This is a genomic window from Acidovorax sp. LjRoot74 (assembly GCF_964254355.1).
GTDB lineage: Bacteria > Pseudomonadota > Gammaproteobacteria > Burkholderiales > Burkholderiaceae_C > Acidovorax.
On the sequence record NZ_CAXUTI020000001.1, the window covers coordinates 5,324,883 to 5,343,780 of the forward strand.

Below are 18,898 nucleotides of genomic sequence, written 5' to 3' on the forward strand. Positions count from 1 at the left end.
CGTCAGTCCCCAGCAGCTGGGGATGACAAGCTTTCCAACAAACGGTCCGCATAGTCCTGCCAGCGTGCGTCCTTGGGCAGGCCTTGAAACACGCCTTCGCGGGCCAAGTCGGCCACCCACTGCTGCTTGGCGGCGATGGCCGAGGCCATCAGAGGCTCCATGTTGGCCTCGTGCACCGTGTGGGCGGACTCGCGCATCTCTTCGGCGCGGCGCTGGCCGTGTTGCACCACGCGGCTGAAAAAGTAGCGGCCTTGTTCGTGCCAGTCGATGGACGGGAAGGTCTCGGCCAGCGTGGGCAGCACATGGTCTTCCACGCCGTAGTGACGGGCGGTGGTGTAGCTCTCGATCACCAACGCCTCCAGCCCTTTGATCATGATGCTGCGGCACATCTTGATGGCGCTGGCCACGCCCAGTTGCTCGCTCACGGGTTGGGCATCCATGCCCCAGCCGGTCAGCAAAGCCGCCAGTGCGGCAGCCTGCGCGCCGCCCAGCAGCATGGGCACACGGATGCCGTAGGGCGGCACGGAGGTCATGACACCCGCCTCGACATAGTGCGCACCCCGCGCCTCGATGAGCCCCGCCGCTTGCTGCTTGGTGCCGGGTGATGCGGAGTTGAGGTCCAGGAACACGGTGCCGGGGCGGATGTGCTGCGCAGCCTCCTGCGCCACGGCCAGCGTGTTCGACGCGGTGACCGCCGAGATGATGCAGTCGCAGCGCGCACACAGCGCCTGCATCGCATCCACCGCCACCACACCCGCCTGCGCGGCGTGCTTCTGCAGGGCGTCGCGGTGCGCGGGTTCGGCCAGCTTCAGGTCCCAGGCGGCGACGGAAGCCACGCCGGGCTGCACGCGCAAGCCTGCGCTGAAGATCTTGCCCACCTCGCCATAGCCCACGAGGCCGATGTGTGTGATGTTCATTCGATGGTCCTTTCCGCCTTTCACCACCGCCAGCGATCAGCAGCGGCAGCGCTCACTGGCGCGCGATCTTGGCCTTGGCGATCACGTCGCTCCAGCGGCGCACATCGGCGGCCAGGTGCTCGCCCAGCTGCGCAGGGGTGCTGCCCTGGGCATTCAGATTCAGCTCTAGCAGGCGCTTTTTGACGTCGGGCCGGGCCAGCGCGGCTTGCACCTCGCGCGAGAGGCGCTCCACCACGGCCGGGGGCGTCTTGGCAGGCACGGCCAGGCCGTTCCACGACGTGACGTTGAAGCCCCCAAGAGGCCCGCCGCTCTCGCGCACCGTGGGCACATCGGGCAGCTGCGGCGCTCGCTGCGCGCCCATCACGGCCAGCGGCCGCAGGGCCTTGGAGCCGATCTGCGGCATGAGGCCGCCCAGGATGTCGACCATTACGTCGATCTCGCCGCCCCGCAGCGCCGTGATGACTGGCGGCGTGCCGTTGAAGGGCACCACCTGCGCATCGATGCCCGCCGTCACCTTGAACAGCTCGGCCGCCAGGTTCTGTGTGGTGCCGATCTGCGGCGTGCCGATGTTGAGCTTGCCGGGGTGCGCGCGGCCGTAGGCCAGCAGCTCGGCCAGGGTGGCAAAACGCCCGCCCTCTTTCACCACCACGGCCAGGTCGAACGTGGCCAGCAGGGAGACGGGCGCAAAGTCCTTGAGCGTGTCGAACGGCAGCGACTGGAACAGCGCCGCACTCACCGCCGTGCCGCTGCTCACCAGCAGCAGCGTGTGGCCGTCGGGCTCAGCCCGCGCCACCAGGTCTCCCGCCACCACGCCGCCTGCGCTGGGCTTGTTCTCAATGACCACGCTTTGCCCCAGCGGGCCCGCGATCTTCTGACCCACCGTGCGCGCCGTGATGTCGGCCGCGCCGCCTGCCGCATTGGGCACGACGATGCGCAGCAGGCGTGAGGGAAAAGCGGCCTGCGCGCTGGCTGCACCGCCGAACGACGCTGCCAGCCATGCCAGGAGGGTTCTGCGGTGCACGGCGCTGCCCATGGTGCGCGCTACCGTGCCACGCCCAGCAGGCGGTCCAGCAGCTCGGGCTGGGCGCTCAGTTCGACCGCGCTGCCGGTGTGCACCACGGTGCCCCGGTCCAGCACGGCGGCATGGTCCGAAATGGCCAGGATGGCCTGCGGGTGCTGCTCCACGATGATGGCCGACAGACCCTCTTCGCGCGTGATGCGGCGGATGGCGCGCAGCAGCTCCTCCACGATGATGGGTGCCAGGCCTTCCAGCGGCTCGTCGAGCAGCAGCAGGCGCGGGTTGAGCACCAGCGCACGGCCCACGGCCAGCATCTGCTGCTCGCCGCCCGACAGCTGCGTGCCCAGGTTGGTCTTGCGCTCGGCCAGGCGCGGGAACATTTCGTACACACGCTCGGGCGTCCACGGCCGTGCGGTGGAGCCTTTGCGGCCCGGGCGCGCCACGGCCGTGAGGTTCTCGTGCACCGTGAGCGACTTGAAGATGTTGCGCTCTTGCGGCACCCAGCCGATGCCGGCCGCCGCGCGCTCATGCGGCGGCAGCTTGTGCAGGGCCACACCACCCAGGCTCACCGTGCCCGCGTGCTGGCGTGTGGCGCCCGCCAGGGTGTTGATGAGCGTGGTCTTGCCGGTGCCGTTGCGGCCCAGCAGGGCCAGCGTGTCACCTTCGGGCAGGGCCAGCGAAATGCCTTGCAGCACCACGGCTTCGCCGTAGCCCGCGCTCAGGCCTTCAATGCGCAGTAGCTCGGTCTTAGACATGGGCGTCCTCCCCATGGCCCAGGTACACGGCCTTCACCTGCGGGTCGTTCGCAATCGTGTCCGGGTCGCCCTCGGTGAGCACGGTGCCGTTGACCAGCACCGTCATGCGGTTGGCAAAGCTGAAAACCAGGTCCATATCGTGTTCGATCAACAACACCGAGACATCGGCGGGCAGGGCCGCTACGGTTTGCAGCAGTTCTTCGCGCTCGCCGGCGGGCACCCCGGCCACGGGTTCGTCGAGCAGCAGCACGCGCGGCTCGCAGGCCAGCGCAATCGCTATCTCCAGCAAGCGGCGCTTGCCGTAGGCCAGCACGCGGGTTTCCTCGGCCATCACGGACGTGAGGTGAAACTGCTCCAGCAACTGTTCGCAGCGCTCATTGACCGCTTTGCGCGCGCCCAGCGGCTGCCACCACTTGCCCCCCAGGCCCTGGTGCTGCGACACGGTGAGCGCCAGTGTCTCCAGCGGCGTGAGCGTGTCGAACAACTGGTTGATCTGGAAGGTGCGCACCATGCCGCGCTGCACGCGCTGGTGTGGCGCCAGGCGTGTGATGTCCTGGCCTTCGAGCGTGATGGAGCCTTCGGTGGGCTCCAGCACGCCGGTCAGCAGGTTGATGAGCGTGGTCTTGCCCGCGCCGTTGGGGCCGATGAGCGCATGGCGTGCGCCCTTTTGAAGGTTCAGCGTGACGTTATTGGTGGCCGTGATGCCGCCAAAACGCTTGACCAGGCCTTGCGCCGACAACACGGTGTTGGAGGTGGTGGTGTTCATTTCAGTGGCCTCCCGCGTTGGAGGCAGCCCCAGCCTTGCGGCCCGCGCCAAACCAGGTCCAGGGGCGGAACAGGCGGTCGCGCCCCACCAGCACCAGCACCACCAGGAACAGGCCGACCCAGAAGGTCCAGTACTGGGGCGTGATGGACGAGATCACGTCCTGCAGTAGCTTGAAACCGATGGCACCGAGGATGCCGCCATACAGCCAGCCCACGCCGCCGATCACAAGAATCAGCATCACGTCGGCCGAGCGGTGGAACTCGAACAAATCGAGTGATGCAAAACCCGTGGTCTGCGTGAGCAGCGCGCCTGCAGCCCCGGCCAGCGCCGCGGCCAGCGTGTACACCTGCGCTAGCTTGGCCGTGACCGGGATGCCAATGGCCATGGCGCGCAGCCGGTTGTCGCGGATGGCTTTGAGCGTGGCACCAAAGGGCGACTGCACGATGCGGCGCGCGAGCAGAAAGAACACCAACAGCACGGTGAGCGAATACCACGCGGCCGTACGGCCATACAGGTCAAATTCGAACTTGCCGAGCACCGGGCCCATCATCACGCCCTGCAGGCCGTCGGCACCGCCGGTCAGCCAGTCGAGCTTGTTGGCCAGTTCCAGCATCACCAGGCCTACGCCCAGCGTGACCATGAGGCGCGTGAGGTCGGTGCCGCGCATGATGGTGAGCGACGCCACCGCCCCCAGCACCGTGGCCGCACCAATGCCCACGGCCAGGCCCACCAGCGGGTCGGGCATCACATGCTTGGCAAACAGCGCGGCCGCGTAGCCGCCCAGGCCAAAGAAGGCTGCGTGGCCCAGCGAGACGATGCCGGTGTAGCCCAGGATGAGATCCAGCGAAATCGCGAACAGCGCCACGATGGCGATCTCGTTGATGATGAGCGCATGGCTGGGCAACGCGAGCGGCGCGGCAAAGGCCAGCAGCCACAGCACGGGCTCCCACCAGCGAAAGCGGCGCACGCGCAGCAAAGACTCTGTGGTGGAGGATGGGGTTGCGGGGCTCATTGTTCAGAATCCGACGAAGAGGGCGAATACGCCAGCGCACCCGTGGAACTGGCTTTGCCAGGCCACCGGGTGCGTCCCCCTCCCGCGCAGCGAGAGAGGGGTGAAGACGCGAAGCGGCTCAGGGGGTGCTTCATCTATTTGCCCCCCTTGCGCACGAAGAGGCCCTGCGGGCGCCAGATGAGGATCAGGATCATGAGGCTGTACACGATGAAGGCGCCCAGCTTGGGGATGTAGTACTTGCCCGCCACGTCGGCAATGCCGAGCAGCAAGGCGGCCAGCAGCGGGCCGGTGATGGACGAGGTGCCGCCCACGGCCACCACGATCAAAAAGTAAATCATGAACTTGAGCGGAAAGCTCGGATCGAGCCCCAGCACTTCCGCCCCCAGCGCGCCGCCCAGGCCCGCCAGGCCGGAGCCAAAAGCGAAGGTGGAGAGGAACACGATGTTCACGTTGATGCCCATGCCCGCAGCCACGCGCTGGTCGTCCACACTGGCGCGCAGGCGGCTACCGAAGCGGGTTTTGGTGAGCACATATTGCAGGCCCACGGTGAGCGCAGCGCACACCGCAATGATGAACAGGCGGTAGTGGCCCATGCCCAGCATGAGGGCACCGCTGCCGATTTCGGTGCGGCCCTTGAGCCATTCGGGCAGCTGCATGATCTGCTGCGTCGAGCCCACAAAGTAGTCCACACTGGCCACAGCCATGAACACCAGGCCGATGGAAAACAGCACCTGGTCCAGGTGGGCCTTGTGGTACAGCGGGCGGTACAGCGTGCGCTCCAGCACGCCCCCCAGCAGTGCCGTGCCCACGAACGCGAGCGGCAGGCAGATCAGAAAGGGCACATCCAGCCGCTGCATCAGCAGCACGGTGATATAGCCCCCGGCCATGGCAAAGGCCCCGTGCGCCAGGTTGATGAAGTTCATCAGCCCCATGGTCACGGCCAAGCCGACTGCCAGGATGAACAGCAGCATGCCGTAGGCAACGCCGTCGAAAAGAATGGTCAGCATGAAATCACTTCATTGAAGACGAAGAAGGGAGGCGGTACGCGAGCAGGGCATCGGCTTCTACAGGCTCAGCCCAAACAGATCGAGAGAAAGCCCCGCCCTTAAAAACTGGCGCGCCCAAGGCCAGTGCCGCCGTGCAAGGGCCGCCCCGCGGCAGGGGCGGCGTCCCCCTGGGGGGAAGCCGCGCAGCGGCTCAGGGGGGCTTCTTATTTCGTCTTGCCGGGATCCTTGACATCCTTGATCACGTCGAATTCCACGTTGTACAGCTGGCCGTTCACACGCTCCACCTTGCGCAGGTACACGTCCTGCACGATGTCGCGGGTCTGCGCATCGATGAACACCTTGCCGCGTGGGCTCTCGAAGATCTGGCCCTTCATGGCGGCCAGCAGGGCGTCGCCGCCGCCGGCACCCTTGGTGGTCTTGAGCGCTTCATAAATCACGCGCATGCCGTCATAGCCACCCACGGCCATGAAGTTGGGGCGCAGGCCCTTGTTGGCCTTCTCGAAAGCTTCCACAAACTTCTTGTTCATGGGCGAGGGGTGCGCGGCCGAGTAGTGGTGCGAGGTGACCACGCCCAGCGCGCCGTCGCCCATGTCGTTCAGTTGATCGTCGTCCGTCACGTCGCCGGTACCGATGAGCTTGATGCCGGCCTTGTCCATGCCGCGCTCCAGGAACTGCTTCATCACCGCAGCGCCCGCACCCGAAGGCACAAAGACGAACAGCGCATCGGGCTTGGCGTCACGCACCTTCTGCAGGAAGGGGGCGAAGTCGGGGTTGCGCAGCGGCACGCGCAGCGATTCGGTCACCTGGCCACCGTTGAAGGTGAGGCGCTGGTTGAAATACTTTTCTGCATCGATGCCGGGGCCGTAGTCGCTCACCAAGGTCACGACCTTCTTGATGCCATTCTTGGGCGCCCAGTCGGCCAAGGCCACAGACACCTGCGGCAGCGTGAAGCTGGTGCGCACCACATAGGGCGATGCCTCGGTGATGCTGGAGGTGGCAGCGGCCATCACCACCAGGGGCGTCTTGGACTGCGTAGCCAGGGGGGCGGTGGCCATGGCCGAGGGCGTGATGCCCATGCCGGCCAGCACGTTGACCTTTTCGTTGACGACCAGCTCCTGGGCCAGGCGGCGCGTCACGTCGGGCAGGCTGGTGTCGTCCTTGATGATGAGCTGCACCTTCTTGCCGGCCACGGTGTCGCCGTTCTGGGCCATGTACAGGCGCGCTGCGGCTTCGATCTGGCGGCCGGTGGTGGCTTGCTGGCCGGTCATGGGCAGGACCAGGCCGATCTTGAACACATTGTCTTGCGCCACGGCGGGCAGCACGGCCAGGCCGGTGGAGAGCGCAATGGCGGCAGCGGCCGAGGCACGAAGAAGGTGGCGTTTTTGCATCGTTGTCTCCTGTGGAAAGTCGTTGTATACAGAAAATGCTGGCGGGAGTTTGGCGTGGGGTCGGTTATTTCACAAGCGCAAATTCAAGCATTCAGGTATCACCAAATGCAATAACCCAACCCCATGCGCACCGGCGTGCGACCGCCGTTATGCCCGCTCGCGGATCAGCTGTACACCGGGCAAGCCCTGCACCTGCGACGCCTGCACCGCCGCCAGCAGGTTGCGCCGGGTGATGCGCGAGTGCTCGCGCAGGATGGCCTCGGCCCGCGCGCCTTCGCGCCGCTCGATGGCGTCCAGCGCCTGGCGGTGCTGGTCTTGTGCCACCACCAGCATGTCGCGTGCCTGGGCCGAATGGGTCTGCACCACCACAAACGCCGAGGGCGACGCAAACGGCAGGCCCTTGACGCGGTCCAGCTCGCGCGCCACCACGTCGCTGCCCACCATGCGGCTGAGCAGCAGGTGGAACCGCGCATTCAGCTCCACATAGCGCGAGAAACCCTCGTCATCCAGCGTGGAGGGGGCCAGCGTGGCGTCGATGGCGTCGAGGCAGGCGTGGGCCTCGGCCAGCAGCGCGGGGGCCACGCCCCGCTCGGCTGCCAGGCGGGCGGCCAGACCTTCCATGGTGCCGCGCAGCTCAATGGCGTCGGCCACATCGGTTTCAGAGAACGTGCGCACGGCGTAGCCACCGCCGGGCAGCCGGTGCAGCAGGCCCTCCTGCTCCAGCCGCATGAGCGCGGCACGGATGGGCGTGCGCGACACCCCCAGCTTCTCGACGAGGGTCAGCTCGGCAATGCGGGCGCCGCCGGGCAGCTCGCCCGCCAGGATCATCTCGCGCAGGCGCAGCTGCGCCTTGACGGCCTGCGAGGCACCCGCCTCGGTGGCATCGGCCGACGGAGCAATGGTCAGGGGGTCGGGAAGATTCATGGTGGCAAGGGGCTATGGCGGCTAGCGGGTGAAGTTCAGCCACCAGAATGTATACATAAACCATTGCAGCATCCACCCCAAAGCATATCGATCCATTACAAAACAACAGCTTACGAGATATACAAGATTGAAATAGCTGTTTTACGCCTTTCTTATGTATACAGAAAATCACCTTTTTCGCACAATCACGGCACCCAGCCAGCAAATTGCGAGTGGGCTGTATACCAAGCCCGCCACAACACCACCCACCCACGGAGAGAGACAACCATGTATCCCAAGAACGCCTGGTACGTAGCCTGCACGCCCGACGAGATCGCCGAGAAGCCCCTGGGCCGCACCATCTGCGGCGAGAAGATCGTGTTCTACCGCCCCGCGCCCGACCAGGTCGCCGCGCTGGACGACTTCTGCCCGCACCGTGGCGCCCCGCTGTCGCTGGGCACGGTGTGCGAGGGCCACCTGCAGTGCGGCTACCACGGCCTGCGGGTGGAATGCACGGGCAAGTCGGTCTCCATGCCCGGCCAGCGCGTGCAAGGGTTCCCCAAGGCGCGCAGCTTTCCGGTGGTGGAGCGTTACGGCTTCATCTGGGTGTGGCCCGGTGACGCCGACAAGGCCGACCCCGCCACCATCCACCACCTGCCCTGGGCCAACAACCCCGAGTGGGCCTACGGCGGCGGGCTGTACCACATTGCCTGCGACTACCGCCTGATGATCGACAACCTGATGGACCTGACGCACGAAACCTATGTGCACTCCACCAGCATCGGCCAGAAGGAAATTGACGAGGTGCCCTGCAAGACCCGCGTGGAGGGCGACGAGGTCATCACCAGCCGCTTCATGGAAGGCATCGAGGCCCCGCCGTTCTGGAAGATGGCGCTGCGCATGAACGGCCTGCCCGACGACCAGCCGGTGGACCGCTGGCAAATCTGCCACTTCACGCCCCCCAGCCATGTGCTGATAGAGGTGGGCGTGGCGCTGGCGGGCCATGGCGGCTACAACGCCCCGGCCGACAAGAAGGCGTCGAGCATCGTGGTGGACTTCATCACGCCTGAGACGGAAACCTCGATCCACTACTTCTGGGGCATGGCGCGCAACTTCAAGCCGCAGGACCCTTCGCTCACCACCCAGATCCGCGAGGGCCAGGGCAACATCTTTGCCGAAGACCAGGACATGCTGGAACAACAGCAGCAAAACCTGCTGCGCTACCCAGACCGCAAGCTGCTCATGCTCAACATCGACGCGGGGGGCGTGCAATCGCGCAAGATCCTGGACCGCATCCTGGCGGCCGAGCAGGCCCCTGCAGCCCAGGCGGTGGCCGCATGACCGCGCAGGAAACCCTGCAGGTCCGCGTTGTCCAGAAGCGGGCTGAGGCCGACGGCATCACCAGCTTTGAGCTGGCGCGCGTGGACGGCGCGGCGCTGCCCCCCTTCAGCGCGGGCTCGCACATCGACGTGCACCTTCCTGGCGGGCTGGTGCGCCAGTACTCGCTGTGCAATGCCTCGCACGAGTCGCACCGCTATCGCATCGCCGTGCTGCGCGACGCCGCATCGCGCGGCGGCTCGGTGGCCATGCACGACAGCGTGCACGCGGGCGACCTGATCACCATCAGCACGCCGCGCAACCACTTTGTGCTGCACCCCGCGCAGCGCACCGTGCTGCTGGCGGGCGGCATTGGCGTGACGCCCTTGCTCTGCATGGCCGACCGGCTGGCCCGCACGGGCGCCGAATTTGCGCTGCACTACTGCACCCGATCGGTGGAGCGCACGGCGTTTGCAGCCGAGATCGCTGCATCGGCCATGGCGCCCCACACGCACTTCCACTTCGATGCGGGTGCGCCCGAGCAGAAGCTGGACCTGGCGGCCGTGCTGGCAGCCCCGGGCCCCGACAAGCGCCTGTATGTGTGTGGCCCCGCAGGCTTCATCGACCATGTGGTGAGCACCGCCAAGGCCATGGGCTGGGCGCAGGACCACATCCACCTCGAATACTTTGGCGCGCCTGCGCAGGACACCTCGGGCGACCAGGGCTTTGAGGTGCGCATTGCCAGCACCGGCAAGGTCTATCCCATTGCGGCCGATGTGTCGGTGGTGGAGGCACTGCGCAAGGAGGGCATCGACATCCTCACGTCCTGCGAGCAAGGGGTGTGTGGCACTTGCCTCACGCGCGTGCTGGGGGGCGAGGTGGACCATCGCGACATGTACCTGACCGATGAGGAGAAGGCGGCCAACGAGCAGTTCATGCCCTGCTGCTCGCGCGCACGCAGCAAGCTGCTGGTGCTGGATCTGTAAGGCGCCCCACCGGGGCCTGGTGAGGGCCCGATGGGCGCCCAAAAAGCCTGGTGGCGCCCGGCCTGCTCAAGCAAGGAAGCAGGCAGGCGGGGCGCCGGGCGCTGCGAAATACTCCTATTTTGATAGCTTAAAAGGCTTATCTATCGCGCGCAGGCGGCCTTTTTTTCCTTGGATTCACTCTTCAGAGGTTGCTGCGCGGATGGTCTCCCGGCCGTTGCGGTCCTTCACGCGGCCCAGGTCGGTGTCGAGGGCACGGGCCAGCTTGTCGGCCGCGCCGATGAAGGCATTGGCCATCTTGTCGGCCTCGTCGGTCACGGTGACAGGCTGGCGGCCGGTGACGCGCGCCTCGATGCGGCAGCGCTTGTCATTGGCGCCGGACTTGCCCGCGTCCAGATCGCTTAGGAACACCTCCAGCCGCGTCACATGGTCCTGAAAACGCGACAGCCGGCTCTTGCATTCGTCCGTGATCCAGCGGGCCAGTGAATCGCCGCCGTGGATGTGGTCATCGGTGTTGACTTGTACTTGCATGGGGAGGGTCCTTCCTGATGAAGTTGCGAAGGCCCCATGATGGCACCGGCGTCCATACCCCCGGTAAACACATGTCAAAGGATGTTGGATTCGTCCAATCTAGAGCTTGTCGAGCGACACAGCAGGTTGCCAGGGCGCATCAGGGGGCAGCGCCCGCGCCTCGGCCACGCGCGCCAGCAGGCGGGTGGCGGCCAGGTCGCCGGGCAGCCGCTCCAGCACCCGCGCCAGCTGCGCCTCGGCGCCGTGCCAGTCGCGCGCATGGAAGGCGGCCAGCGCGGCGCTGCTGGCCTCGCGCACCGTGGCATCGTCACAGGGTGTGAACACCCGCACAGGCTCGGTCTTGCCCTTGACGATCACGTCGTCCAGCGCGCGCAGCGCCACCGTGGGCGGCAGCTGCGCTGCCGTAGCGGCCGACAGCAGGATGCCGGTGCCAAACGCCTTGTTGGCGCCCTCCAGCCGAGCAGCCAGGTTCACCGCGTCGCCAATCGCGGTGTACGAAAAGCGCTGCTCCGAGCCCACGTTGCCCACCACCACGCGCCCCGTGTGCAGGCCAATACGCATGTGGATGGGCGGCAGCCCGCGCGCAGCCAGGCCGGCCACCAGCGCCTGCATGGCCTGCTGCATGGCGACGGCGGCGGCCACGGCGTGTTCGGCATGCTGCGGGTCGTCCAGCGGCGCCCCCCAGAAGGCCATCACCGCGTCGCCGATGAACTTGTCCAGGGTGCCGCCTGTGGCGTGCACGATGGGCGTCATCGCGTTGAAGTAGGCGGTGAGCACTTCCACCGTCTGGTCGGCGCTGAGCTGCTCGGACAGCGTGGTGAAGCTGGCCAGGTCGGTGAACATGAGCGTGACCTCGCGCGACTCGCCACCCAGGCGCATCAGCTCGGGGTGCGCAATGAGGCGCTCCACCACAGCGGGTGGCACATACTGCGCAAACATCGCGCGCGTCTGGCGCGCGCGCTGGCGCACGGCGGCATAGCCCGCCAGCGCCGCCGCACCATAGATGGCCACCGCTGCGGCCGCTGGCAACAGCGGCGGCCACCACAGCTGAAACCGCGCAAACAGCCACCACGAACCCAGCGCGATGGCCCCCACCAGCGTGGCCGCCAGCGCCGCCGCACCGGCCAAGGGCAGCCTGCGGTTGCCCCACAGCAGCACTGGCAACACAAGCAGCACCAGGGCCAGCGTCCAGCCCTCGTGCACACTGCGCAGCCCCCCGCCCGTGAGGTAGTTGTCCACCAGCGTGGCCTGCAGCTCCACACCGGGGAACAGGCGCTCGCCGCCCGCCGTGCCAAACGGCGAGTTGAACAAGTCAGCCTGCCGCCGCGTCAGCTCGGTGGCCGTGCGCGTTGAGCGCCCCACCAGCACGATCTTGTTCTTGAAAAAGCCCGCGGGCAGCAGCCCCGGCTCCAGCGCCTGGTAGTACGAGCGGGTGTCGAACGTGCCGCGCGCGCCCCGGTAGCCGATCCAGTCGAAGTGGCGCAGCGCGGGCCGCTGCTGGCCGCGCGCCTCGGCCGCACGCTGGGCCAGCCGCAGCGCAAAACTCTCGCGCGCCACCGGGGCCCGGCGCACCACAAAGTCGTCATCCGGCTCCACCCCGGCATCGCCCGCGTCGGCGCCCGCATCCAGAAACCGCTGCAGCGGCAGCACATCGAGCCAGAGCGCGGCGTTGCTGCTGTCGATCTTTTCGCGCTCGGCGGCCAGCACCACCGGGCCCGCTAGGGCAATGGCGCTGTCCAGGGCCGCGTCTTCGGCCTCGGTGGAGGGCTCGGCAAACACCACATCGAACCCCACGGCGGCAGCGCCGTCGGCATGCAGGCGCTGCAGCAGCGCCGCGTGCACGCTGCGCGGAAAAGGCCAGGTCTGCTGCAGCTCCTGGAAGGTGGGCTCGTCAATCGCCAGGATCACCACCGGCAGCGTGCTGCGCTGCGGCGCCGCCAGCGCGGTGAGCACGTCAAAGGTCTTGAACTCCAGCGCATGCCAGGTGCGCGTGAACGTGGCGGCACCCACCAGCAGCAGCGCGAGCAGGCAGGCCGCCAGGGGCCACCACGGCTGGCTGCGCCAGGTGGCGGGCGATGCCCGGTCAGAAGCGGTAGCGGGCGTCCAGGACATAGCGGGTCTTGCGGCGGTCGGACTTGGGTGCCCACAGGTTCATGGCGGCCACCCCCACCACCCAGTGTTTGTCCTGCGACTCCCAGTAGCCCATCAGGTCCACGCCCCAGCCGGGTGCGATGCGCGTGAGGTTTTCCGCGTCTTCAAAGCGCTCGGACCGGTACACCGCCCGGCCACTGACGTAGAAGCGCTGCGGGCTGACCCAGGTAGCACCCAGCACGGCGGTGTGGCGCGGGATGTAGGGGATGCGGCCCACGGCCACATCGGCGTCGTAGCTACGGCTTTCGCTGCCCTGGTACAGGTATTTGGCATAGGCCGACCAGCGGCGGCTGAACATGTGGTTGACGCCCGCGCCCAGGGTCTTGAGCGTGCCGGAGTCAAAGCTGGGCGTGTCTTCCAGCAGGTCGGCGGTCGAGAGGTTGACCATCTGCACGTTGCGCATTTCTTCGAGGAACGGCAGGCTGGGCGTGCGCAGGTCCACCCCCACGGTGCCCGGGTTGCGCACCCGCAGGTGGTCGGCCCGCAGGCTCACAAAGGTGCTCTTGCCCAGCTCCATGCCCAGCTGCGCCACCACACGCTTGTGGCGGCCACCGGCTTCGACCAGGCGGTCTTCCACCGGGATGCCCGCCGTCTCCACGCTGGTGAGGGTGGACACACTGAGTGGCCGCAGCCAGTCCTGGTAGGCCATGCGCACCGTGGTGCCCGCAGCGGGCTGCCACACCAGGCCCACGCGGGGCGTGACCACACGCTCCATCTCAGCGCGGCGCGCCTGCTCTTCGCTCAGGTGGTCCAGGTTCACCAGGTAGCTTTGGGTCAGGCCGTCCACCCGATGGCGGATCTGCTGCAGGCCCAGGGTGGCGTCCAGGTTCAGGGCCGGGTCCAGGCGCTGGGTGGTGGCCAGGGTCAGGCCGGTGTAGCGGCGGTCCACGTTGTTGTAGCCCCCCACAAAAAGAGAGTCGCGGTAGGTGCCCACACCCGGGATGTCGGCCGCCACGGCGGCCTCGCCCGCAATCAGGTTGTGCTGGCGCTCCCGCACATGCTCCAGCGCCACGCTCCAGCGGCTGCCGGGGGCGGTGTCCACCGTGTGGCGAAGCTGCAGGTCATTGAACTGCTTCTGGGGCAGGCTGCTCACGCCCATCAGGCTGATGAACGGAGGCTCCAGGTACAGCGTGGGGTAACGCTGCAGCAGGATGTGCTCCATACTGCGGCCGAGCTTGATCCAGGTCTGCTCGGTGGGCCCCCAGCGGTAGGCCAGGCCCACGGCGCCCTGGGTGCTTTTGTTGTCCATGGCCGTCTCGAACAGGTTCTGGCTGGCCAGGCGCATGTCGAACTGGTTCACATAGGCAAACAGGTTGATGCGTTCGGTGGGCTGCATGCCTGCCCCCACGGTGACGGCACGGGCACGCACATCGCCATAGCCCCCACGCACGGCGGGTGCGTTGTTGACCTGCAGATCAAACGGAAACTCGCTCGCGCGGGCCGACTGGGCCTTGAAGAACCACGACACAGGCACATGGGTGTTGTTCATGCCGTTGAGCGTAACGGCGGGGGCGCGCATGCGGTACAGGTCGCGGTCCCACGTCACACCCACCGCCCCATGCGCCCCCGGCTGCTGCAGCAGCGACGCATACCGCTGGCTCGCACCGAACGCCATGGGGTCGGTCAGAAAGCCCTGGAACAGCGCCGAGTTCTTGTTGAACTCACCCGCATAGCGGTCCGCCATGAACAGATGGCTGCCGCCCCAGTACGGATAAAAGCTCTGCTGCGCCAGCTCCAGCGCCCAGTCTTCCATGCCAAAAAAGGCGAGCGACGCACCCAGGTTGGCGCTGCCCTTCTGGTCGTTGGCGACCTGGTTGAGCGACTTGAGGTAGGGCATGCGCTCCACGGCGGCGCGGGCGGCGTCCACCGCCTCGCCGGGCTGGAACAGATCGGTGTGGATCTGCGCGAGCAGCATGTGGGGCACCGGGTCTTTGTCATCCAGCACGACCGCCTGGTGCAGGGTGGACAGCGCATCCTGGTGGCGGCCCAACTGGTAGTAGGCCACGGCCGTCCAGGTCTTGGCCCGGGCGTAGCGCGGCTCCATGACGCCCGCACGCAAGAACGCATCCAGTGCGGCCTGCGGGTGGCCCTGCTTGAGGTGCAGCAGGCCCTGACCGGTGAGCGCCACATAGTCCGCCGGGTTGTCGCCCAGGGCTGTGGAAAAGGCCGCCCCGGCTTCGGTGAACTGGTTCACAAAGGTCTCCAGCGTGCCCAGCTCCCCCCAGGCGCCGGGCTGCTGCGGGGACAGCGCCAGCGCGCGCTGCAGGTTGTCGCGGGCGGGGCGCGGGTCTTCGCGCTCCACATGCGCACTGCCCAGGCCCTGCCAGGCACGCGCGTCGCCAGCGGCCAGCTGCGTGGCCTCGGCGTAGGCGGCCAGCGTGGCGGGCGCATCGCCCCGCCGCCGGGCCAGCTCGGCCCGCACCATGGCCACCTCGGCGTGGGCCGTGGCCTGCACGGGGGCCAGCGCGGCACTGGCCTCTTCCATGCGGTCGCTGAGCATCAGCACACGGGCCAGCTGGGCCGTCAGCGCGGGGTGGCCGGGCCAGCGCTGCAGGGCCGTGCGCAGGGTGTTGGCGGCTGCGGCGCCTTCGCCCTCGACCAGCTGCACATCGGACTGCATGAGCCAGGTGGGCAGTGGCGCAGCGGGCAGCGCCACCTGGCGGGCCAGTTGCTCGCGGGCGGCCAGCAGGTCGCCCGCCTGCAGGGCGATGGCAGAGTCCATCACAGCCAGCCAGGGCGCGGGCGCGCCCTGGCTGCGGGCCTGCGCCAGGGTAGCGCTTGCAGCGGCCAGGTCGCGGGCAGCAAGCGCGGCGCGCACCGGAGCCAGGGTGTCGGGCACAGGCTCAGCGGCCAGATGGGGCAGCGGGTCGGCGCGCAGCGCATTCACCCACTGGATGCGGTCGCGCGGCTGGCTCAGCACCAGCTTGACCGGAGCCTTGCCCACCTCGGCCACGGCGGCTTCGTTGGCGCCCACAGACACCGCGCCCTGCGCGTTGGAAAACTCCACCGTGCCCGACAGCACGGTGATCAGCGTGCGCCCATCGTCCTCCACGCTGATGTCCCAGTCCGTGCCTCGGATCGCAGCCGTGGCGGCGGGGGTTTCCAGGTTCAGGCGGCTGCCATCGGCGCGTTTGGTCTGGGTCCAGGCTCGGCCCGCGTTCAGCAGCAAGGTGGTCACCGGCTGAGCCGGGGTGGCCACGCCCTTGACCTGCAGCACCGTGTTCTGGTGCAGGCGCAGTTGCGTGTCGTCGGCAAACAGCAGCGCCATGCGGGCCGCCTGGCGGGTGCGCACAAAGTCGCCCGTGGCCAGCGGCTGTGCCAGGCGCGCGGGGCCCCAGTCGGTCGCAGCGGCGGCGCGCTGGTCGCCCGTGCCTTGCAGGCTCACGATCTCGGCAGCGGCCCCGGGGGGCACAACAGCCTGGGCGAGCTGGGGCCAGGCCATGGCAGCCAGTGCCGCGAGGGTGGTGAGGGCGGGCAGGCGGTTTTTCTTTTGGTGCATATGGGGCTTTCGCGGAAGGCGGGAAACACATCAACTTCGCCGGGGCCTCAGAGCCTGTTCAAAGCCTTTTTGGAGTCGCACAAGTACCTTGCCGGGATGGGATGCAAGGCGCGGTGCGCAGTGGATAGCCCGGCTATCCACAAGCGCCGCAACGCCGCAGACCGCCCGGCAAGGCACTGGCCCGAAGGGTTGGAGTGAAATCGGGCGATTGGAAGCCTCTGCAGCTTGCATGGGCATGAGCCCATGCGGCGCATCCGAAGCCTCCACTCATCCCGATTGCACTCCAATGCGATCTCCAAAAAGGCTTTGAACAGGCTCTCAGCACCCGGCAAACAGAAATTATCGCGAGCGCCCTGCTCTCCCGCCCCTCGGCGCAGGGGCCTCTGCCGCGCGTTTCATGAAGAAAGCCACATTTCGTAGCACCACGTAACAGAGGGAGGTGCCGCGCATCGGCGAAGCCTGCCCCGCACGGCCCTTTCCTACAGACGGCCAAAGAAGGCGGTGATACAAACAAACCCGTGGGCTCTCCCGCCCCCTCCACCCCCTTCTTCTTGTTGCCCGCCACGCCTCGCGTGTGCCGCCCGGAGCCCTTTGCCATGCCCGCTGCCCCCCGCCTCAAGATCGGCCTGTCGGCCTGCTTCCAGCACGCCGACCCCACCCGCCCCCTGTTCACCAACAAGACGCTGCAGTACGTCGAGCAATCCATCGCGCACTGGATCATGTCGTCAGGCGCCATCGTGGTGATGGTGCCCTGCCCCACGGGCGAGACCGCGCGCGGCGACGTGACGCTGCAGCACTACGCCGAGTGGCTCGACGGCGTGGTGATGCACGGCGGTGCCGATGTGTGGCCCGGCAACTATGGCGAGGAGCCGCTGCGCGACGAGTGGGTGGGCGACCGCGTGCGCGACATCTACGACCTGGCTCTGGTCAAGGCCTTTGCCGAAGTGGGCAAGCCCATCTTTGGCGTGTGCCGGGGCCTGCAGCTGATCAATGTGGCCTTTGGCGGCGCGCTGTACCAGGACATCGAAACCCAGCACCCCGGCGCGCTGCAGCACCGCAACGCCACCACCTACGACCAGCATTTCCACGGCATCCAGATCGTGCCCGGCTCGCGCCTCGCCCAGCTCTACCCCGATGCACCCCGTGCGCGCGTGAACAGCATCCACCACCAGGGCATCAAACGCCTGGCGCCCGAGTTCGAGGTCGAGGCATTGAGCGAACCCGACGGCGTGCCGGAGGCCATCCGCCTCAAGCCCGCACCGGGACGCGGCTACATCGCGGCCACGCAGTGGCACCCGGAGTTCCACAAGCGCGGATCGGACACGCTGGACGACACGGCCATCCTGAATGACTTTTTGGCGGCCTGCGCCGAGGCCAAGGCGCATCCGGTGCGGCCCGGCAAGCCAGCGGGGCTGCGTGACCGGGCGACGCGGTTGTTGCGCGGTGCGCTGCGCAGCGATCGCAAGGCCGCCGAGAAATGACCCAGCCCCCCTGCGTTCTGGCAGCCCTTACGCAGAGCCGCTCCCCTCTCAGAGAACCTCATGAAGCCTTTTCACTATGTAGCAATTCTTAGCGTGGTTGCCGCCTTGGCGTTGTTCGTAGCCGGGTTCAGTGGTGCGGCGGGCTTCGCACTGGTACTCGGCACTGCCGTCGAGATCATCGGCGCCATGATCACAGGCAAGCAAGGAAACGACACCGAGCAGTAGCAGGCTTCATGACCTGCCATGGGTGAGGTCAGGCCCCACCACCGCTTCCACCTCCCCCCGCAGCCACCGGTGCGCCGCATCCTGCTGGTACCGCGCATGCCAGATCAGATACATCGGCATGGCCGGGCACACCACCGGCACGGGAGCGCTGGCCAGGCCTGCCAACGCCGTGCGGGCCAGCAACGAGGGCGCAGTGGTGAGCAGCGCGGTGCCGCGCACAAACGCCGGTAATGCGGCAAAGCCCGGCACGCGCACGGCAAAGCGTCGGCGCACGCCACGCGCCAGCAGCTGGCGGTCCAGGTCCAGCCCCCGGTGCGCTTCGTAGGCCACGGTGGCGTGGTCGGCGGCCAGGTAGTCGGCCTCGGTGGCGGGGGCGCTGCGCACGCTGGCGTCGTAGAACACGCGATACAGGTCTTCAAACAAGCGCTTTTGCACGATGTCGGTGCCATCCGGCGGGCGGGGGCTGATGACGAGCTGGCACGCATCCGAGCGCAGCAGCTCGGCACTGGGCGCGCCGCTGGGCACGATGCGCAGCGCGACGCCCGGTGCGGCGGTGCGCAGGCGGGCGGCCAGCGCGGGCAGCAGCAAATCGCGCTGGAAGTCGTTGGCCGCAATCGTCAGCTCGGTCTGCCACGCGGCAGGGTCGAACGCGGCCCCTTGGGCAAACCGCTGCATCTGCTGCAGCATGTCGCGTGCAGGCTGGGCCAGCGCCTCGGCGCGGGCCGTGGGCACGATGCCGCGCCCGCGCTTCACAAACAGCGGGTCGCCGGTGATGGCGCGCAGCTTGTCCAGCAAGTGGCTCACGGCCGACTGGGTGACGCCCAGGCGCTCGGCCGCTGCCGTGATGCTGCCTGTCTCCAGCACCGCCAGCAGCAGCTTCAGCAGGTGGCCGTCCAGCTGCGATCCATCGAATTTGCTCATGCATTCGATGATGTTTTCAGGCTT

At 67.6% G+C, this 18,898-nt stretch carries 16 protein-coding genes; 4 read left to right on the forward strand and 12 right to left on the reverse strand.

What is annotated here, in order from left to right; genetic code table 11:
- Positions 1-2 precede the first annotated feature (2 nt).
- The 8 genes from ACSQ3O_RS25295 to ACSQ3O_RS25330 form a co-directional block, all read right to left on the reverse strand.
- The gene (locus tag ACSQ3O_RS25295; protein ID WP_436140860.1) at positions 3-917 is read right to left on the reverse strand and encodes a DUF1932 domain-containing protein; all 915 of its coding nucleotides are present in this window, start codon (positions 915-917) and stop codon (positions 3-5) included.
- Between the two features lie 52 nt (positions 918-969).
- Positions 970-1,950, reverse strand: a complete 981-nt coding sequence (locus ACSQ3O_RS25300) for a tripartite tricarboxylate transporter substrate binding protein (protein WP_436140861.1) — start codon at positions 1,948-1,950, stop codon at positions 970-972.
- 8 nt (positions 1,951-1,958) lie between these two features.
- Positions 1,959-2,690, reverse strand: coding sequence for an ABC transporter ATP-binding protein (locus ACSQ3O_RS25305; RefSeq protein WP_137749259.1), 732 nt, complete (start codon positions 2,688-2,690; stop codon positions 1,959-1,961).
- Positions 2,683-3,456, reverse strand: a complete 774-nt coding sequence (locus ACSQ3O_RS25310; RefSeq protein WP_436140862.1) for an ABC transporter ATP-binding protein — start codon at positions 3,454-3,456, stop codon at positions 2,683-2,685. Before ACSQ3O_RS25310 ends, ACSQ3O_RS25305 begins: the two co-directional genes overlap by 8 nt.
- A 1-nt stretch (position 3,457) precedes the next feature.
- Entirely contained in the window at positions 3,458-4,468 is a 1,011-nt protein-coding gene (locus ACSQ3O_RS25315; protein ID WP_436140863.1) for a branched-chain amino acid ABC transporter permease, read from the reverse strand.
- Between the two features lie 134 nt (positions 4,469-4,602).
- Complete coding sequence (locus ACSQ3O_RS25320) at positions 4,603-5,475, reverse strand: branched-chain amino acid ABC transporter permease (RefSeq protein ID WP_436140864.1); 873 nt, start codon at positions 5,473-5,475, stop codon at positions 4,603-4,605.
- Between the two features lie 203 nt (positions 5,476-5,678).
- On the reverse strand, positions 5,679-6,863 hold the full coding sequence (locus tag ACSQ3O_RS25325) for an ABC transporter substrate-binding protein (RefSeq protein ID WP_137749261.1): 1,185 nt from the start codon (positions 6,861-6,863) through the stop codon (positions 5,679-5,681).
- 147 nt (positions 6,864-7,010) lie between these two features.
- The gene (locus tag ACSQ3O_RS25330) at positions 7,011-7,787 is read right to left on the reverse strand and encodes a GntR family transcriptional regulator (protein ID WP_436140865.1); all 777 of its coding nucleotides are present in this window, start codon (positions 7,785-7,787) and stop codon (positions 7,011-7,013) included.
- A gap of 267 nt (positions 7,788-8,054) precedes the next feature.
- On the opposite strand from ACSQ3O_RS25330, the gene ACSQ3O_RS25335 reads away from it, so the two are divergent.
- Positions 8,055-9,107, forward strand: a complete 1,053-nt coding sequence (locus ACSQ3O_RS25335) for an aromatic ring-hydroxylating dioxygenase subunit alpha (protein ID WP_436140866.1) — start codon at positions 8,055-8,057, stop codon at positions 9,105-9,107.
- Positions 9,104-10,069 carry a PDR/VanB family oxidoreductase gene (locus ACSQ3O_RS25340; RefSeq protein ID WP_436140867.1) on the forward strand — a complete coding sequence of 322 codons (966 nt, stop codon included), beginning with the start codon at positions 9,104-9,106 and terminating at the stop codon, positions 10,067-10,069. The genes ACSQ3O_RS25335 and ACSQ3O_RS25340 overlap by 4 nt, the downstream gene beginning before the upstream one ends.
- Before the next feature lie 174 nt (positions 10,070-10,243).
- Here ACSQ3O_RS25340 and ACSQ3O_RS25345 read toward each other — a convergent pair whose 3' ends face one another.
- The 3 genes from ACSQ3O_RS25345 to ACSQ3O_RS25355 all read right to left on the reverse strand — a co-directional run bounded on the left by ACSQ3O_RS25345 (position 10,244) and on the right by ACSQ3O_RS25355 (position 16,247).
- Positions 10,244-10,597 (reverse strand): HPF/RaiA family ribosome-associated protein, encoded by a 354-nt coding sequence (locus ACSQ3O_RS25345; RefSeq protein ID WP_436140868.1) that lies wholly within the window; start codon positions 10,595-10,597, stop codon positions 10,244-10,246.
- Positions 10,598-10,696: 99 nt separating this feature from the next.
- The gene (locus ACSQ3O_RS25350) at positions 10,697-12,709 is read right to left on the reverse strand and encodes a CHASE2 domain-containing protein (protein ID WP_436140869.1); all 2,013 of its coding nucleotides are present in this window, start codon (positions 12,707-12,709) and stop codon (positions 10,697-10,699) included.
- On the reverse strand, positions 12,681-16,247 hold the full coding sequence (locus ACSQ3O_RS25355; RefSeq protein ID WP_436140870.1) for a TonB-dependent receptor domain-containing protein: 3,567 nt from the start codon (positions 16,245-16,247) through the stop codon (positions 12,681-12,683). Before ACSQ3O_RS25355 ends, ACSQ3O_RS25350 begins: the two co-directional genes overlap by 29 nt.
- Before the next feature lie 596 nt (positions 16,248-16,843).
- On the opposite strand from ACSQ3O_RS25355, the gene ACSQ3O_RS25360 reads away from it, so the two are divergent.
- Together ACSQ3O_RS25360 and ACSQ3O_RS25365 are read left to right on the forward strand one after the other, a co-directional pair.
- Positions 16,844-17,728 carry a gamma-glutamyl-gamma-aminobutyrate hydrolase family protein gene (locus ACSQ3O_RS25360; protein WP_137749268.1) on the forward strand — a complete coding sequence of 295 codons (885 nt, stop codon included), beginning with the start codon at positions 16,844-16,846 and terminating at the stop codon, positions 17,726-17,728.
- A gap of 60 nt (positions 17,729-17,788) precedes the next feature.
- Positions 17,789-17,953, forward strand: coding sequence for a hypothetical protein (locus tag ACSQ3O_RS25365; protein WP_436140871.1), 165 nt, complete (start codon positions 17,789-17,791; stop codon positions 17,951-17,953).
- 6 nt (positions 17,954-17,959) lie between these two features.
- On the opposite strand, the gene ACSQ3O_RS25370 is transcribed toward ACSQ3O_RS25365, so the two are convergent.
- Positions 17,960-18,883, reverse strand: a complete 924-nt coding sequence (locus ACSQ3O_RS25370) for a LysR family transcriptional regulator (RefSeq protein WP_436141173.1) — start codon at positions 18,881-18,883, stop codon at positions 17,960-17,962.
- Positions 18,884-18,898 lie beyond the last annotated feature (15 nt).

Bases quoted from the DNA above. Each gene is read 5' to 3' on its own strand.
- ACSQ3O_RS25325 (WP_137749261.1), bottom strand. From the start codon at position 6,863: ATGCAAAAACGCCACCTTCTTCGTGCCTCGGCCGCTGCCGCCATTGCG.
- ACSQ3O_RS25295 (WP_436140860.1), bottom strand. From the start codon at position 917: ATGAACATCACACACATCGGCCTCGTGGGCTATGGCGAGGTGGGCAAG.
- ACSQ3O_RS25360 (WP_137749268.1), top strand. From the start codon at position 16,844: ATGCCCGCTGCCCCCCGCCTCAAGATCGGCCTGTCGGCCTGCTTCCAG.
- ACSQ3O_RS25305 (WP_137749259.1), bottom strand. From the start codon at position 2,690: ATGTCTAAGACCGAGCTACTGCGCATTGAAGGCCTGAGCGCGGGCTAC.
- ACSQ3O_RS25335 (WP_436140866.1), top strand. From the start codon at position 8,055: ATGTATCCCAAGAACGCCTGGTACGTAGCCTGCACGCCCGACGAGATC.
- ACSQ3O_RS25320 (WP_436140864.1), bottom strand. From the start codon at position 5,475: ATGCTGACCATTCTTTTCGACGGCGTTGCCTACGGCATGCTGCTGTTC.
- ACSQ3O_RS25300 (WP_436140861.1), bottom strand. From the start codon at position 1,950: ATGGGCAGCGCCGTGCACCGCAGAACCCTCCTGGCATGGCTGGCAGCG.
- ACSQ3O_RS25315 (WP_436140863.1), bottom strand. From the start codon at position 4,468: ATGAGCCCCGCAACCCCATCCTCCACCACAGAGTCTTTGCTGCGCGTG.
- ACSQ3O_RS25310 (WP_436140862.1), bottom strand. From the start codon at position 3,456: ATGAACACCACCACCTCCAACACCGTGTTGTCGGCGCAAGGCCTGGTC.
- ACSQ3O_RS25350 (WP_436140869.1), bottom strand. From the start codon at position 12,709: ATGTCCTGGACGCCCGCTACCGCTTCTGACCGGGCATCGCCCGCCACC.
- ACSQ3O_RS25340 (WP_436140867.1), top strand. From the start codon at position 9,104: ATGACCGCGCAGGAAACCCTGCAGGTCCGCGTTGTCCAGAAGCGGGCT.
- ACSQ3O_RS25355 (WP_436140870.1), bottom strand. From the start codon at position 16,247: ATGCACCAAAAGAAAAACCGCCTGCCCGCCCTCACCACCCTCGCGGCA.
- ACSQ3O_RS25345 (WP_436140868.1), bottom strand. From the start codon at position 10,597: ATGCAAGTACAAGTCAACACCGATGACCACATCCACGGCGGCGATTCA.
- ACSQ3O_RS25365 (WP_436140871.1), top strand. From the start codon at position 17,789: ATGAAGCCTTTTCACTATGTAGCAATTCTTAGCGTGGTTGCCGCCTTG.
- ACSQ3O_RS25330 (WP_436140865.1), bottom strand. From the start codon at position 7,787: ATGAATCTTCCCGACCCCCTGACCATTGCTCCGTCGGCCGATGCCACC.